Here is a 14343-nt window from a genome sequence, read left to right on the forward strand (position 1 = left end):
AGCGACTTCGTCGCAGGGCCTATTTGCCACCTGAATCATATTCTCACGAAATCCGCAGCAGGTGCGGATTTCTGTAATTTCATTTAAGATGTCATACATTATTAAAGCAGTTTGATAAGCTTATCAACAACGCCTTTCATGCGCTCATCGGAAATTCCAAAATCCATCTCTTTGTAGCTCCATGCCGCGCGTCCGATTCCGTATTTATCAAAACAGCTGCATATGTCCTTATACCATTTAAGCGCATCCTCCGGAGTTGCCTTATCTATAACTCCGTATTCTCCGCAATAGAGCTGAACATTTCTTTCTTCCGCGATCTTAACGGCCTCTGCAAGATAATCATCAAAGAACTTCGCACTTATCAGCTCCTGCTTGTCATATGATGACATATCACCCGTTATGTGGTCAAGCTCTCTGTCGTTATTCTCAATATATGTGCCATATGTTGAATCATAAGGCATCCTGAAATCGTCATTCATTTTCTCGATCCAGTGCGCACCCTGATGTGTGAAAATAAGGGGCTCGTAGCAATGGAAGTTATAAACAATATTCTCATCATAAGGAGCCGCAAGGTCTTTGAGCGCCTCGATACTGTTGTTGTAATATCCGCCTACAAGGATTTTTACCTTCGGTGCGATCTTTCTTATTCTTCTGATGCATTCATAAGAAATATCATTCCATTTTTCGCAATACTCTTTTTTGGTAACTTCGTTAAGAAGCTCAAAAGCCAGTATATCCGAATACTTTCCAAATCTCTGAGCGAACTGCTCCCACAGCTTATAGAATCTGTTCTGATAGTTTATATTGTCAAAAAAGCCTGATTCGTTCTCACCGTCATCAAAGCTGTAGCCAAATGTCTTGTGAAGATCGAGAACCACATTAAGGCCAAGCTTCTTGCAAGTTTCGATTGCTCTCTGTATATATGTGAATCCGTCCTCTATATAGTTTCCGTCTTCATCCTCGACAAGATTATAATCAACGGGAATCCTGATGTGATCAAGCCCCCATGACTTTATTACTTTGAAATCATCTTCAGTGATGAAATTATCATATCTTTCCTTTGTATGATTGCACTGGGAAAGCCAGCCCCCAAGGTTTATGCCATGCATGTAGCCTTTGAATTTTTTCATTTTGTTACCTCCACCTTGTTTTTGTTATACCGGTTAATTTGAACCTTCTATTGCTTCTGTATTTTCTATATATTGCAACTCTTTCCCAATACTACCAGCATTATTCATTCACCTTGTATATCATACCATAGCTACGTGATGTTTTTTCTACTTTTCCTTAATTTGTATTATCTTTTCTGCCAGCATCAGTCCTGCGATTGTGCCATTCACTTTGATCTTATTAGACATACACATATCAACTGCTTCTTTTAACGGAACAAACTTAAATTCAATGTCCTCAGTTGCCTCAAGGTTCTGATTGCCTGTTTTCTTTATGTTTCTTGCCAAAAAGATATTTACGACATTTGTATCTTTAGTGGGATAGTCATATCCTGACAGTAGCTTAGTCCAATCATCGGAGGAATATCCGGTCTCCTCAAGCAATTCTCTTTTTGCCGCATCAAGCGCACTGTCGCCATCTTCTATCACTCCGCCCGGAAGCTCATATAACACTTCGTCTACAGGGTAGCGATACTCACTCTTTATCAGAACCTTATTCTCCTCATCGACTGCAACGATCAACGAAACACTCTTCTTTTCAAATACATAGAAATCATCAAGGCACGTTCCGTTCGGTAACTGTACCTTATCTTTTGCCAGTTTTACCCAGCGATTATCAATGATATACTCCCTGTCCAACTGCTTCCATTTTTCCATATTATCTGCTTTCTCCCGTCTGACGCAATCATAATTAATATGATTATAAAAGATACAGCTCACCTTGAAAATTAAGATGAGCTGCATAATAGTGCTTATTTAGTTTCTTATATATTTGTTTGACTTTATTACAAGCTTGTCGCCGGACTTAGTAAATGTAATGCTTCTGTCAGGCTGTATATTTTCAGGTCCCCAGTTTTCGTTATTTGGCTGGAATGTGAGTGTGTAGACGTCACCGGCTTTTGTTCCCGAAACAAACTTGCCATCGAACATAGGTGAATCCTGTCCCCATGGATTCTCACCTACAAGGAATGCTTCACATTTCTCATTATACTGCCATGAAGGAACATCCTTGGCTTCAAGTGTAACATCAAGTCCTGTATGATCCTTGATAAACTTGCTAAGATCGGTCTTTTTTATCGCTGTATCAACGATGTAACCTTCTATATCGGTAGTACCGTAAAGCTCCTTCTTTTCATCATCGGTAAGCTTTGAGTCAAGTGACTTAGTATAACAACCTATAGCCTGATCCCATTTGATTTCTTCGGGACTGCTGTATTCAGGCCAAAGGAATCCAAAATAATCGCAACCTTCGTCAGTAAACATCTTTGTAAAAGTACTAAGTTCTTCATCAGATACAGGCTCACCTACTGCCTTTGCTGCTTCAACAGCCGCAGCTTCTGCTTCCGCTTCTGTTGTTTCCTCATTAGTTTCATCAGCCAAAGACACTTCTTCAGAAGCTACCTCAGCAGTTGCATCATCAGCTGCCGCCTCTTCCTGTGATTCTAAAGATTCAGCATCACCTTCTGTAGCTATCGGCGTACATCCTGTAACAGCTAAAGTTGTTGCAAATATCAATAAGGTTCTCTTTATCTTCATATAGGATTTTCCTCCACTTCTAAAACAAAAACTCTTTTAATCTCCGATATAATCAGGATGAACGGCATGTCTTTTTGCTATTGTAGCGTTGTTACCAAATGTAATGCAACGTATTCTGTCGGTATTTGAATCAAGATCAAAGTACAAAGTGAATGTATCAAATTTATACTTGAATCCATATCCCTGATAAAAACTATACACCTCTATAGGATCACCATATGCTTCTATAATCTTATCTTTTGAATCACCAACTCCGATATTACGACTTGTCTTTATTCCATGCCTGTAGATACAAAGATCATAAGGAAGCTCTTCGCCGTTATTAACAAATGTATATAAATTTATGCTGTTAGCATCAAAAACATATCGTGGTTCTTCAGCTATAGATGTATCTTTCTTTTCACACTGTCCCAAGTTATTCATAAGTGTTGACAAGTTGTCCAGGATAGAAAGCTTTTTACCGTTGTACACAACTTCGCCCTCAGAAGCACTTACATTATTCTGAGTTGCAGCAGGTGCAGGCGCGGGTGCGGGTGCAGGTGCGGGTGCCGGTGCAGTGTTGTTTGTTGTCTGCGCAGGAGCTGTGTTGTTTGCAGCAGGTGCAGGTGTAGCTGTAGCCTGTGTGGCATTTGAATTCGCACCGGAAGCTTTATTGGGCGTAACCGAGCTCTGTGTTGTTCCTTTGGTATCTGCCTTATTAGGATACATTGCTTTCAGATTGACATCATTTTCATATACAAAATATGATACAACATCGGTTTTGCCATCAAAATAAAAATATATCGAGTACGTATCAAATTTTACCTGTATACCATAATCTCCACCCAAAGAGAATGACGATCTGTTACATTCACTATATGCATTATTTATATCGCTCACATGGGATCCTATACCTACATTACGCGCCGTACGCACACTCTTTACATATATCGAGATATCCAAAGGAAGCTCATCTCCGTTCCTGCTTCCTTTTAAGATTCCGGTAGTAAAAAAGACTTCTCCATTTTTATAAGCGTAATAAGGCTGATCCGGACAATCAGCATTTCTGTACTGATATCGTCCGAGATTAGACATTATTGTTCCTATATCATTCAAGATAGAATTTTCATTTCCGTTATATACAAACTGATGGTCTGCCAATTTAGCCTGTGCTGCCTGTCCTTGAGTTGATGTTGTAATTACACTGCCATCTGCAGTTGCAGCTGTTGATGCTCCTGTTGTAGCTGCATCAGGATTTGCTGATGTTGCCGCTTCGGGAATAGTTGCTAATGTTGTAGCAGTCACATCAGATGAAGCTGCCACCGATGCATCTGTAACTGAAGAAGCAGCTGTTGACGCATCCACACTTGATGCAGCAGCTGAAGAATCTTCAGTAGCTACCATCGCCTCTCTTGCGGCTTGTCTAAGTTCTGCCTCTGTATATTCCACTTCACCGCTTCCGGAAGTTGATCCGTTGCAACCGGCAAGTGACATCATTATAGTTGAAGCCAACAAAATAGCTCTTATTCTCTTTTTTTTCATAATATCCTCCATGTTTACCAAATTCAAGTGTACTAGTATATATAATACGCTTTTTTTAATTTTATTCCATATCAAAATTGTGTTTTTTATGTGTCCATATTAAATTATTATTTTGTAAGACAGAGAAATGAGTCGTACCGAACGGTACGACGGCTGACAACAACCAAACAATTTACGACAGCGCAAGCAATATCCTGCTCTCCCTAAGTGTTTCAGACTGCTCGTAATCATATTCGATTGTATTGATATTTGCTCCGGGATACATTTGACGGAGCTTTTTAAGAATACCTCTCTCCGCGACGTGACTTACAAGGCATCCAAACGGATGAACGATCAGTATCTTGTCATATCCTTGCTGCAGCATATCGATAACTTCCGCGAGCACAAGCCATCCGTCTCCGATATTATAGTACTCGCTTAGTAGTTCATTTGCTTTTTCCTTCATTTCATAAAAAGATCCGTCCGCTGTAAAACATTCTTTTTCCAAAAGCTTTTTTATCCTATTCTGCATTGCTATCATACGGCCTATCAGGATATTATAGGCTTTCAGCTCGGCTTTCGATGCCATATTTAGCTCCGCAGTCTTAAGCTCTGTGAAGACAACATAGATACAGTAATTAAGGAATCCTTCCATGCGATAATCCATGTCATGATTCTTGAGAAAATCCTCAAGATGCCTGTTTCCTATCGGCGAACATTTAATATATATCTCACCGGCAACGCCTGCTTTGGTAAGCTTTTTTTCAGTTTTTGAATAACACGGGATATTCTTAAAGTCCGCAACAATCCTCTTGTATATCTTATTTTTAAAAAAAAGATTTTTTCCGCGGAAGATATTCTCAGAAAGCTTTTCTACCCATTTATGATAAAGAGCATCCGTCTCGCCCTTGTTCTTCTCATACGGTCTTATCTGCTGATACAGGCTCATGAGAAGATCTCCGTAGCACACTGCAGCCAGCGCGCCAAATAGCATCTTGGGATTTATCTTAAATCCGGGATGACTTTCCTCACCTCTGAAATTAAGGGAAAGAACCGGAATCTTATGCCCGCTTTTTTTCACACACTGAATGATCAGATCATAGTAATTGCCTGCCCTGCATGCACCTCCGGCCTGCGGTTCAAGAATTGCGATATGCTCAAGGTCAACGCCGGGCTCAGTAATATGTGCCATTATATTGCCTATTATATCCATCGCGCACGTGCAATACGCAGAATTAATAAACCTGAACGTATCCTCCGGCACTCTTTCATACTCAGGCACAACTGCAAGCTTATATCCGCCATACCTAAAAGCCGCGATAAGAAGCTCATTGTGATAATGGAGCATATCGGGCATGTAGATCGTATGCGTCTTTTTCATTTCCGATGTAAAAACAGTATTATCTTTATTCACTTCAACAGCCCTTCATGAATAAATTCTTCCCTAAGAAAACTGATATTGATAAATGTTTTCCTTAATAACTATTTTATCATAATGTTCTGCGCATCGGTCACAGCTACAGCGAAGCGTTTTTAATTTGATTATTTTTTCTGAGAATAATAGAAGCACAGGCCTCACTATATCGAGACAGCCTGTGCTTAATCGTAGTTTTGCATCTTAATTAAATCATTATTTAATATCATGTGTCTAGTGTTCACATCTTGCATATCGCATGTTATACATCCATATCATGCATTATCAGACTTTATTCCGTCAGTCTTAATGATGAATTTCACGCTGCTGTCGATATCCTCAGACGCACCACCGAATGTGCTGTAGTTCTCACCTGCTTTTTCGATAGCAGAAAGTCTGTCTGAGAAATCAGAAAGATCTCCGTCAAATGCTTCATATATCTTCTTGATTCCCTCTTCGTCGAACTTTACAACACCGTCTACAAGTTCCTTGACTCCGTCGTCAAGTTGACCGACTCCGTCAAATAACTTGCCGACTCCGTCACCCAGCTCTCCTGCTCCATCATCCAGTTTGCCTGCTCCGTCATTAAGTTCACTTGTTCCATCGCAGAGCTTTGTAGCTCCGTCTACGATGGCTTTGTTATTATCGGTAAGTTTATCTGCTCCTTTTCTGAGCTCCGTAGAACCGTCCTTGAGCTTACCAATTCCCTGATCGAGCTGAACCGTTCCGCCATAAATTTTCTCAATTCCTTCAGCCAGCTTCGCATTTCCGTTTGCTATCTGATCCGCACCTGCTACAAGAGTATCAAGCTGTGAAAGCTTATTAAGTGTTTCCGGATCAAGGTTTGCAAGAGCATCAAGGTGAGCCTGCTTGATGAATGTAAGCACTGCCTTGGTCTGAGCGAGGTATCCCGAATATGACGCGATAAGCATCGTCTTCTGTGCGCCCTCTTCTTCCGCCTTCTTAATAACTTCCTCCTTAGTTTTTTCAATTGCCTGCTGAACCGCAGCATCCAGTTCCTCTTTTGTATAGTACTGTTTGCCGTCCAAGGTAACTATATGAGATGTTCCAAGGATTGCAGGATCGATTGCTCCGTTTCCTGCACCGTTAAGATTAAGTGATGTTGTGCTCATATTGCTCGTAAGTGCATCTGCGCTTACCTGTGAACCACCTTCATTTCCGGCAGCGGCATTGCCTGCGCCCGTCTGAGCAGTGTTTCCACTTGCATTACTTGCAGTATTATCACCGGTTGTATTATTTGCTGTAGCAGGGTTTCCGCCTGCATTACCGCTATTTGTGTCAGCACCTGCGGCGCCGTTGTTTCCGGCATTTCCGCTGTTTCCTGAGTCTGTGTTACCTGCGCTGCTTCCGCCTGCATTGCCACCGTTATCTGTCCCTGTACCTGCGCCACTTGTGTTTCCGCCATTGTCCGAACCTGAGCCCGATCCACCTGCGTTTCCGCCGTTGTCTGAACCAGATTCTGCTCCGCCTGCGTTTCCGCCGTTGTCTGAACCCGATTCTGCTCCGCCTGCATTTCCGCCGTTATCTCCTGAGTTTCCGGCATTATCAGAGCCGCTTCCCGCATTTCCATCCGTGCTGCCTTTATCATCGCCTCCGGCTTCATTTCCGTCACCTGAGTTATCACCATGATTAAGTTCACCAAAATCTGCTGTCAAAACAAGCATTGATTCAAAAGTAACAGGTGCAACAGATCCCGGATTAACTGCTGAAAGAGCAGGTTTTCCTGTAGCGATCACAGCATCAAGAGTATTCTTATCAACACCGAGAGTCTGACAAGCAATGGCTCCCTGTGTTGGATCGCCGCTTCCGAGAAGATAAGACTGTGTCGCAAGATATGCATTCTTTATATCGCTAAGCTTAGACGATGCAGAGATAAGATCCGAAAGAGATGATGCCATCCGAGCCATCTGCTTAACTCCGTTGTCCATAGTCTCCGTGCCTTTTGCAAGCGCATTTGCATTCTCAACAAGCTTTGCATCTTCCATACCTTTTCTGAGTGTGGAAGAACCGTCTTTTGCGGCTGTAATTCCTTCCTCCAAAGCTGCTGTTCCATTTCTTAAATCGTGAGCTCCGTTTGTATATTTAACAATTCCGGAATAGAAATCTTTCATTCCTCCGGAGAGCTTTCCCGTTCCGTTCAATAACTCTTTTGTGCCGTCCTTGAACTCTTTTGTACCGTCATAAAGATCGGATACACCGTTCCTAAGCTCTCCGGTCCCGTTCTTAAGTTCCTTTGAACCGTCAACCAGGGCACTCGATCCGTCATTTAATTTATCCATATTATCTTTCAGATCGTCTATCTTGTCTGAACCTGAAAGATCTGACATTCCAAAGTCAGAAAGAATATCGGAACTTGCCATTGTGATAGTCATTCCAAGTTCGAAATCAGTTGTATCCGCCGAAATCTCAAAGCTGTTACCAAGCTTTTTCTCAAGTTCCTCGTCATCAAGCTCTTCCCATTTATCTTCCGATATATCAAGGCTGTCTTTTAATCCCGGAACCGCAACACCCATAACAATGAAATTGCCGCCGTCCGATATAACTTTTCCGTTTGAAACCTCAACATTTGAGAACTTATCGCCGTCAAGCTTCATTCCTGACATCATAACAAAAGGTGTGAATACATCGATTTCTTTTCCATCAACATCAACGGTCTGCTTATCGGTATTCTCATATTCAAAGCGGATAGTCACCTTGCCGCTCTTTCCCGCAAGGTCCTCCGGCTTTATCTCTTTTCCGTCAAGCGTATAAGTAATCTTCATATTTACGGGAAGCTTTTTGTCCGTAACTCCCTGATAGTAAATATCAGAACCTTTCGCATTCCATGTAAGAGTTCCATCTCCGTTGTCCTTGAAAGTCTCATCGCCCTTCACATTGACGATATCCTTAAGCTCTGTCTTATCCGCAATTTCAGCAGAGCCGTCGTTCTTGAGCCATTCGCTTACGATAATATCGTTCGCCGCGCCGCTTGCATCCGCATTTACATATACCGTCTCAACTTTTCCGGCATCATCAGAAGATCCGATACTTTTTGCAAGGCTGTCCGTAAGCTTATCTTCCTCTGCAGTAGTTGATATTTCTGCATTCGCTGTATCCGCAGCGCTATCGTTTTCTTTTGCACCACAGGCAACCGTCATGATCGCAAGCATTGTTGCCAGGGCAAGGGATAATGATTTAATTAGTTTTTTTCTGATCATAAGTCTTTCCTCACGCTATTTTATTTACACAATCTGTGATTTTTTCTTGTGACTGTACGCTCGGATTCACGCCAAGTGTAGTCTTTATTATTATTTTGTCGAATATCATATACATTGCGGGAAGCACCAGCAAAACAGTAAACATACTGATTATCGCGCCCCTCGACATAAGTCCGCAGAGAGATCCGATCATATCAATGCTGGATATAAGTCCCACACCGAATGTTGCCGCAAAAAAGCTGAGCGCACTGACAATTACCGACTTCATACAGGTTGTCAGTGTAATAAGCGTCGCTTCTTTTTTGTCATGACCTGCGTTTCTCTCAGACAAATACCTTGTAGTCATCAATATCGCATAGTCAACCGTAGCTCCGAGCTGTATGGTTCCAATAACTACCGATGCTATGAAAGGAATTTCCGTTCCCATATAGTAAGGAATTCCCATGTTCACAAAAATTGCAAACTCGATTACCGCGACCAGAATAAACGGAAGTGACGCCGACTTAAGTACCAGTGCGATTATCAGGAATACGAAGCCTATTGAAACCGCGTTTACAACCTTAAAGTCATGATCCGTTATATCTATAAGATCCTTGGTACAAGGCGATTCTCCTACAACCATCGCCTTCTTGTCATATCCTTTTACTATGCTCTGAACCTCATCGATCTGGGCGTTTATCTCGTTTGTAGCCACTTTGTAATCGCTGGTCAAAAGAACCACTTTCCAATCTTCGCTTTCCAGCGCATCAAAGTATTCCTCCGGGATAAACTCTTTCGGGACTGCAGGCCCCAGAATGGCATCTGTACTGAGCACTGAGATGATACCGTCAGTATCCTTAAGCTCTTGTATCATCTTATTCGTTGAGACGCCGTCGAGATTCTTATCAATAAGGATCATATATGCGGAGTTCATGTCGAACTTCTCATCTACTTTCTTGGCCCCGCGAATGCTTTCAAGGCTGTCGGGAAGCCTGTTTGTAAGATCGTAATATACCTCTGTGCGATTATTTCCATATACTGCAGGCACGATAAGTAACAGGAATATCAGGAAAAAGAGCTTGTAATGTTTCGCAATCATCTTGGGGATTCTTACAAATTCGGGCAAAAGAGGCTTATGTCTTGTTTTTTCCAATGCCTTATCAAAAATAAGTATCATACTTGGAAGTATGGTGACGCATCCGATAACTCCCAAAACAACACCCTTTGCCATAACAATTCCAAGATCCATTCCAAGTGTGAATGTCATAAAGCAGAGCGCCAGGAATCCCGCTATAGATGTTATCGAGCTTCCGACAACAGACTTAAAAGTTGAATCTATGGCATTTTCCATTGCTTCTTTTCTATTGGAATTCTTTTCAAGTTCTTCCCGGTAACTGTGCCAGAGGAATATCGAATAATCCATGGTAACGCCTAGCTGCAGTACCGCGCTGAGCGCCTGAGTTATAAAAGAAATCTCTCCTTTAAAGAAATTGCTTCCCATGTTATATATAATCGACATTCCTATGCTAAGAAGGAAGAATACCGGAATCAGGTAGGAATCCATTGTTATCGAAAGAACAAGCACTGACAGGATAACCGATACACCGACATACATAGGAGTCTCAGTTTTCGTAAGGCTCTTCATGTCGGTTACTATCGCACTCATTCCGCTCATAAAGCACTGCTTATCAGAAATTTTCCTGATATCATCAATTGCCTTAAGCGTCGGATCGGATGAAGTTCCCTCATCAAATACCACAAACATCATTGTGGCATCACCGTTGTTAAAAGCCTCATACACCTCACTCGGAAGCATTGTCATCGGAATTGAAAGATCCATTACCGAGTCATACCACAGGACATTCTTGACATGATCGACCTGCTCTATCTTTGCTTTCAGAGCCGCAACGTCTTTTTCCTCCATACCTTCTGTCACATACAAGACAAAAGAACCCGTTCCAAACTGGTTTAGCAGGATATCCTGTCCCTTCATGGTCTCGATATCCTTTGGAAGATACGACAAAATATCATAGTTTACTCTCGTATTGATATATCCGATCACAGCCGGGATAAGAAGCCCGATTGCAACCAAGAGTATCAGATATCTTAGTTTTACAATTATGTGAGAAATCTTTTTCATACTATACCTCTCATAGAGCCGCTGTACTGCTACCAAATAAATCGATTAATCCGGTTTCAGCAATAACGTTTTTATGACCATTAGTCATTTATGGTATATCACCTTTATGACCATTAGTCAATAATTAACCGAAAAAGATTTCTCAATTTTTATTATCTTATGCTTACTCCCTTCACATTCTCACCCTTAAGCGCAAAAATCCCCTTTCAATAACCGATTAAAATGCCTGATTATCAAAAGAGGGATTATCTGATTTTACACGCTGTTAGTTATCGCTAACAGTTTTTATTTTATTTCATTTTCTTTTTCATGTCAATAAAACGGCTATTTTGTCTTAATAACTTTCCTAAATTTATGTTATATTTAATTTATAAAGAGAAAGGTGAAAAAATGGGAAAAGCAGATCAAAACAAAAAAGCAAAACTGGAAAGATTACTAAATACTTCCTTTGAGCTTTTTACTTCAAAGGGACTTAACAAGACTTCCATATCGGATATCGTAGAAAGGGCGGGCGTTGCAAAAGGAACTTTCTACTTGTACTTCAAGGATAAGTATGACATTCGAAACAGGCTTATCGCGCACAAGTCAAGCCAGTTGTTCATACAGGCTCACGAGGCGCTCAGCCACGAAAATCTGACAGAATTTGATGACAGGTTAATATTTATAATGAATTATGCATTGGATTCTCTTGCAACAAACAAGGGACTTCTCTCTTTTATCTACAAAGACCTTAGCTGGGCAGTGTTCAAAAAAGCACTCAATACAAATGTAAGCAATTCAGACGATGAATTTGTCACCATATACAACAAGATGCTCGAAGAATCAGGTCACAAGTTCAAAGATCCCGAAGTTATGCTCTTTATAATCATAGAACTTGTCGGCTCAACAGGCTACAGTGCCATCATGTACAACGATCCCGTTTCGCTGGAAGAACTTAAGCCACACCTTGAGCAGACTGTAAGAGGGATAATACGGAATTATATTGTGGAATAAAAGAAAATGATTATTTGACGATAATGAACCGTGATGGCAATATATGAATTGAAAAAGGTGCTACCGATAAACGGTTAGCCCTGAAATATAAAATGGTTAAGAATTAATCGCTCTATGTTTTTCTGAGGCATCAGAAACATCGAGCGGTTATTTCTTAACTATTCTATATTTCATTAATCCTGCTCCCTCTTGCAAGCACCATCTTCACATCAAGTGTCTCCTTATCAAGAAGCACCAGATCTGCGTACTTGCCCGGAGTGATAGAGCCTGTAACATCATAGCAGCCTGCTGCCTTGGAAGGAGTTACAGTTGCCGAATATACAGCGTCTTCAAGAGAAATCCCAGCTTGCTTAACTGCATATTTAAGGCATCCCATGAGATTCGTCACAGAGCCTGCAATTGTGCCGTCGCTAAGTCTGGCTTCATTCCCTCTTACAGATACAGGTTGTTTTCCAAGCTCGTACTCGCCGTCATCAAGACCAGTTGCCATCATAGAGTCACTTATAAGCGCTATCCGCTCTCGTCCAAAGAGTTTAAATGCAGTCCTTATCATTGGTGCCGCAACATGAATACCGTCACAGATAAGCTCAGCGATCACACTTTCATTCTCCGCCGCTGCCGCGATTGGTCCGGGATTCCTGTGATGGAGCGGCGCCATCGCATTAAACAAATGTGTGACATGGCAGGCTCCACTGTCAAAAGCTCTTTTTGCAGTATCATAATCGCAATCAGTATGTGCTATTGAGACTCTGCATTTCCCCGAAACTTCCTTTATAAAATCCATTGAAGGAGTATCTTCTTCGGGTGCGATATCACAGAATCTGATAGTCTCTCCCGATGCCTCATATAGCCTGTTAAACATATCTATATCGGGCTTTCTGAGATACTTCGTATTCTGCGCGCCACACTTCTTGGCAGATACAAAAGGGCCTTCCATGTTTATTCCGTAAAGCCAGGCAGTTACTGCAACATCTCTCCTGCTCTCAACTTCTCCATCATAATCTTTGCCATATCTACTGCTGCACTCTATACTCTGATCACTATCGCAGCGGTTGCCACAATCTCTACTCTGATCACTATTACATCGGTTGTCGTAATCTCTACTCTGCTCTCTTCTAAACTCAGCAGCAGCCTTCATTATCCTTACAAGTTCATCTTCAGCAAGTGTCATCGTCGCAGGCACAACCGTGGTTATGCCGTTCTTTGCCTCATATGCAAGAATCTTCTTGATTGACTCTATCTTTCCATCGCAGAAGTCCACGCCATCGCAGCCATGCAGATGAATATCAACAAGCCCCGGAATTGCATAACATGAGCTTGCATCAATGATCTCGCCATCGGAATGTTTGCCTTCCCAACTGTCACCACTCTTACCGCCATCGGAAAAGACCTCTCCATCCACATATATATCTTTCTTTGCAAATCTTCCTTCTTCCGTAAATACAGATGCATTCTTGATAATCATACGTACCGTCCCGTTTTACATAATATAATTAGACAATTGCTAATTAGACAATTCGAATGCGCTATTACTGCATCCCCAGATAAGTTTCTTCTTTTTCTTTGCTTTATCTGTAATTTTGTACGTTTTCCGCTAAGATAATCCGCAGAGTCACAGATAGATATTTCTATTTACTCAATATTTATCTGTATTTTCCTTCGTTTTTCTCTTTTATAAACCACAGAAACACAGATAAGCTATATCCATTATACAATTCTTATCTGTGTTTTTTCGCTATTTTTCTTTGGGACAAACCAAAAAACACAGATAAAAGCCTTCATCTCCACCGTCTCTATCTGTGTTTCCTTATAATTCCAAACCAGAATCTTCATATATTCACAGATAAACATAATCTCTTATACATTTCTTATCTGTGATTCTCTATAATTCTATCCGAAACTAGTGTGCTGTCACGCTGACTTTTGATCAATTACGTAGTGAAATAATTTATGTACAAGGCGGAGGGTTGAGTCGATGTGAGCACCGATGATTGACGACAACGCAGTACATGAATTATTTCACAAGTAATTTATCAAATTGTCACCGTGTCAGCACAATAGTCCATAACATTTTACATCTTGATGTTTCTACATAATATACTTAGAGAAATCAAATCTGCAATATATGCTAAATCTACGAAATCTGTCAAATCTGTCAAATCTACAATATCTGTTTTTGTATTCATTCCCAAAACAAGTGCCGTAGTTATAAAATTGTTCCTCAGTTATCGAGAACTTACCTTCGCTCCACAACAGAAATCCTATAGTACCAATAAAAAACACCAAAAAATACAAAAAAAACACTCCAACTACCGAAAGTACTCTTTCCACCATTTGTTTCATCTCCTTTGTTTTGATAAAACCATGATAAATAAAATACATTTCTGTAGATTG

At 41.1% G+C, this 14343-nt stretch carries 10 protein-coding genes; 1 reads left to right on the forward strand and 9 read right to left on the reverse strand.

The annotated features are described in order from the left end of the window. Positions 1-101 precede the first annotated feature (101 nt). The 7 genes from T356_RS0114200 to T356_RS0114230 all read right to left on the reverse strand — a co-directional run bounded on the left by T356_RS0114200 (position 102) and on the right by T356_RS0114230 (position 10956). On the reverse strand, positions 102-1130 hold the full coding sequence (locus T356_RS0114200) for a glycoside hydrolase family 5 protein (protein WP_026515054.1): 1029 nt from the start codon (positions 1128-1130) through the stop codon (positions 102-104). A gap of 147 nt (positions 1131-1277) precedes the next feature. Beyond that, on the reverse strand, positions 1278-1826 hold the full coding sequence (locus T356_RS0114205) for an NUDIX hydrolase (protein ID WP_026515055.1): 549 nt from the start codon (positions 1824-1826) through the stop codon (positions 1278-1280). A 99-nt stretch (positions 1827-1925) separates the two neighbouring features. Then, entirely contained in the window at positions 1926-2705 is a 780-nt protein-coding gene (locus T356_RS0114210) for a hypothetical protein (RefSeq protein ID WP_026515056.1), read from the reverse strand. A gap of 36 nt (positions 2706-2741) precedes the next feature. Beyond that, a complete protein-coding gene (locus T356_RS21335; RefSeq protein WP_026515057.1) occupies positions 2742-4226 on the reverse strand; it encodes a hypothetical protein in 1485 nt (494 codons plus the stop codon). A 172-nt stretch (positions 4227-4398) separates the two neighbouring features. Continuing rightward, a complete protein-coding gene (locus T356_RS0114220) occupies positions 4399-5619 on the reverse strand; it encodes a hypothetical protein (RefSeq protein WP_026515058.1) in 1221 nt (406 codons plus the stop codon). Positions 5620-5894: 275 nt separating this feature from the next. Continuing rightward, entirely contained in the window at positions 5895-8837 is a 2943-nt protein-coding gene (locus T356_RS20545) for a hypothetical protein (RefSeq protein WP_026515059.1), read from the reverse strand. Positions 8838-8847: 10 nt separating this feature from the next. Continuing rightward, positions 8848-10956: an efflux RND transporter permease subunit gene (locus T356_RS0114230; RefSeq protein ID WP_026515060.1), complete on the reverse strand. Its 2109-nt coding sequence runs from the start codon at positions 10954-10956 to the stop codon at positions 8848-8850. A gap of 390 nt (positions 10957-11346) precedes the next feature. Between T356_RS0114230 and T356_RS0114235 the strand changes: the two genes are divergently transcribed. Next, the gene (locus T356_RS0114235) at positions 11347-11949 is read left to right on the forward strand and encodes a TetR/AcrR family transcriptional regulator (RefSeq protein WP_026515061.1); all 603 of its coding nucleotides are present in this window, start codon (positions 11347-11349) and stop codon (positions 11947-11949) included. A gap of 163 nt (positions 11950-12112) precedes the next feature. Here the strand turns inward: T356_RS0114235 and T356_RS0114240 are convergent, their stop codons facing one another. Together T356_RS0114240 and T356_RS0114250 are read right to left on the reverse strand one after the other, a co-directional pair. Beyond that, positions 12113-13414, reverse strand: coding sequence for an N-acetylglucosamine-6-phosphate deacetylase (locus tag T356_RS0114240; RefSeq protein WP_026515062.1), 1302 nt, complete (start codon positions 13412-13414; stop codon positions 12113-12115). A 623-nt stretch (positions 13415-14037) separates the two neighbouring features. Next, positions 14038-14283, reverse strand: coding sequence for a hypothetical protein (locus T356_RS0114250; protein WP_026515063.1), 246 nt, complete (start codon positions 14281-14283; stop codon positions 14038-14040). Positions 14284-14343: the final 60 nt, after the last annotated feature.

It is taken from the genome of Butyrivibrio sp. LB2008, assembly GCF_000621565.1.
Lineage (GTDB): Bacteria > Bacillota > Clostridia > Lachnospirales > Lachnospiraceae > Butyrivibrio.

Bases quoted from the DNA above. Each gene is read 5' to 3' on its own strand.
- T356_RS0114250 (WP_026515063.1), bottom strand. From the start codon at position 14,283: ATGGTGGAAAGAGTACTTTCGGTAGTTGGAGTGTTTTTTTTGTATTTT.
- T356_RS0114240 (WP_026515062.1), bottom strand. From the start codon at position 13,414: ATGATTATCAAGAATGCATCTGTATTTACGGAAGAAGGAAGATTTGCA.
- T356_RS21335 (WP_026515057.1), bottom strand. From the start codon at position 4,226: ATGAAAAAAAAGAGAATAAGAGCTATTTTGTTGGCTTCAACTATAATG.
- T356_RS20545 (WP_026515059.1), bottom strand. From the start codon at position 8,837: ATGATCAGAAAAAAACTAATTAAATCATTATCCCTTGCCCTGGCAACA.
- T356_RS0114205 (WP_026515055.1), bottom strand. From the start codon at position 1,826: ATGGAAAAATGGAAGCAGTTGGACAGGGAGTATATCATTGATAATCGC.
- T356_RS0114230 (WP_026515060.1), bottom strand. From the start codon at position 10,956: ATGAAAAAGATTTCTCACATAATTGTAAAACTAAGATATCTGATACTC.
- T356_RS0114210 (WP_026515056.1), bottom strand. From the start codon at position 2,705: ATGAAGATAAAGAGAACCTTATTGATATTTGCAACAACTTTAGCTGTT.
- T356_RS0114235 (WP_026515061.1), top strand. From the start codon at position 11,347: ATGGGAAAAGCAGATCAAAACAAAAAAGCAAAACTGGAAAGATTACTA.
- T356_RS0114200 (WP_026515054.1), bottom strand. From the start codon at position 1,130: ATGAAAAAATTCAAAGGCTACATGCATGGCATAAACCTTGGGGGCTGG.